Source organism: Micromonospora sp. 4G55, from assembly GCF_016803375.1.
This window is the reverse complement of sequence record NZ_JAEVHN010000847.1, coordinates 1-2,326: the sequence shown is the minus strand read 5'-3', so window position 1 is coordinate 2,326 and position 2,326 is coordinate 1. Positions and strand designations below refer to the sequence as shown.

2 protein-coding genes and 1 pseudogene are annotated in these 2,326 nt (G+C 76.6%); all 3 read left to right on the top strand.

The features are described from left to right. A pseudogene (locus JNW89_RS35105) lies at positions 1-880 on the top strand (lantibiotic dehydratase family protein); the annotation flags it as partial. Then, on the top strand, positions 852-1,391 hold the full coding sequence (locus JNW89_RS35100) for a lantibiotic dehydratase (protein ID WP_238452299.1): 540 nt from the start codon (positions 852-854) through the stop codon (positions 1,389-1,391). The pseudogene JNW89_RS35105 and the gene JNW89_RS35100, both read left to right, overlap by 29 nt. Beyond that, positions 1,388-2,326 (top strand): lantibiotic dehydratase (locus JNW89_RS35095; protein ID WP_238452298.1); only part of this gene is annotated, 939 nt, incomplete at its 3' end. The genes JNW89_RS35100 and JNW89_RS35095, both read left to right, overlap by 4 nt.

Sequence of the window (2,326 nt, the reverse complement as noted above, 5' to 3'; positions counted from 1 at the left end):
CGCCGGTGAGCCGGGGCGGCTGCGGGCCGCCCTGGACGCGCTGGACGCCACCTTCACCGAGCTGACCGGGCAGGCCGCGCGGCGCCGCGACGGACAGATGTACGCCGGCCGGACCCTCTGCTACGAGGACACCAGCCGCGACCTCGACGTGACCTTCGGCCGGCCGCTGCTGGACGGGATCGCCGCCCCGCTCGACGTGCTGCTGCGCGCCGCCCGCTGGCTGGTCGGCGCGCTGGAGCAGGCGTACGCGGCGGTCTTCCGCGAGCTCTACGACGACCTGCGCGGCGGGGCGGGCGACGACGCCGTGTCCCTGGCGGACCTGTGGTTCCTGGCCCAGGGGCTGTTCTGGGGCGAGGGGGAGCGGCCGGTGGACCGGGTCGCCGCCGACTTCGCCGCCCGCTGGGCCGGGCTGTTCGGGCTGGACGCCCTGCCCGCCGGCACCACCGAGGTGACCGTCGCGGTCGCCGACCTGGTCGACCGGGTCGACGCCGCCTTCCCGCCGCCCGGCCCCTCGGACTGGCCGCTGGCCCGGCTGCACAGCCCCGACCTGCAGATCTGCGCCACCGACAGCGCCGCGCTGGCCCGTGGCGACTACACCGTGGTGCTCGGCGAGCTGCACGCCGCCTGGGCGTCCTTCGACACCGCACCGCTGGTCACCGGCCATCCGGACGCCGAGCGGCTGCGCGCCGCGCTCGCCGCCGACGTCGGCGGGCGGCGGCTGCGACTGCTCTACCCGGCCGACTGGCCCCGTCGGACCAGCCGGGTCGCCCGAGGCCCTCGCCGCGCCGACCGACCGGCAGTTGGCGTTCGGCGCGGCGCCCGGCGTCGACCGGGCGCGGGTGCTGCCCACGGTGGACCTCACCGTTACCGCCGAGGGTGACCGGCTGGTGGCCACCGGCCCCGACGGGCAGCGCTGGTCGCTGACCGAGGTCTTCGCCGAACTGCTCAGCGCGCACGCGGTGGACGGGTTCAAGCTGGTCGCCGCGGCCCCGTACACACCCCGGATCACCCTGGGCCGGCTGGTGGTGGCCCGGCAGACCTGGCGTACCACCGTCGGGGAGAGCGGGCTGGGACCGGCCACCGGGGAGCGCGACCGGTTCCTCGCCGTCCGTCGCTGGCGTGCCCGCCTCGGCCTGCCCGAGCAGGTCTACGTCAAGCTCGGCAGCGAGACGAAGCCCTGCTTCGTGGACCTGACCAGTCCCGGGTACGCCAACATGCTCTGCGCGATGGTCCGCTCGGCGGCCATGACCCACGGCGACGGCGTGCCGCTGGTGGTGGGCGAGATGCTGCCCGGCCCCGACGACGCCTGGGTGCCCGACGCCACCGGCCGCCGGTACCTCAGCGAGCTGCGACTGCACATCGTCGACAGCACCGGGGAGCCGCGCCGATGAGCCACCGCATCCCCCTCGGCGACACCGGCTGGTCGGTCTGGCGCGACCTGGTCCTGCGTACCGCCGGTTTCCCTGCCGCCGGCCTGGACCGCTTCGCGGCGCCCGACGCGGCCGCCGCCGCCGACGCGCTGCTCGCCGGGGAGGTCGCCCCGGAGGTCGTCGACAAGGCGCTGCGCGAGGCGTTCGCCGACTCCTCGGCGGTGGCCGGCGAACTGGCCGCCGACCCGCTGTTGCGCGAGGCCGTCACCTGGCAGAACCCGGACATGCTGATCGCGCTGGACGGGCTGCTGCGCACCGACCCGGCGGTACGCAACGTGCGCCGCCGCAAGCGGGAGCTGAGCCTGCTGCGCTACTGGCAGCGCTACTGCGGCAAGGCCGAGACGATCGGCTTCTTCGGCCCGGTCTGCTGGGGCACCTTCGACCCGGCCGACCCGCGTACCCGGCTGGCGCCCGGACCCGGGCTGGTCACCCGCCGGCACGTCGGGTTCGAGGCCTGGGCCCTGATCGCGTACGCCGACCGGCTCGCCGACGACCTGGCGGTACGCCGCTGGTGGGCCCCGGCGCTGCAACCGCACCTGAGCGTCCAGGGCCGGCAGCTGCGCTGGCCGCTGCACCCGCCGATCCCGCTGTCGGCGGTGGAGGCCCGGCTGCTGGCGTCCTGCGACGGCCGCACCGCCGCCGTGGAACTGGCCGAGCGGGCCCGCGCCGACGGCGACGTCCGCACCGTCGACGACGTGTTCCTGCTGCTGGACCGGTTCGTCGAACGCGGCCAGCTGACCTGGGACGCGAACCTGCCGAACAGCCCGGACGCGGAACGGGTGCTCGGCGAGCGGATCGCGGCGATCGGCGAGGAGGCCGTGCGGGCGGCGGTGGCCGCCGACTTCGACCGGCTCCGCGCCGCCCGGGACGCGGTCGCGGCCGCCGCCGGCGACCCG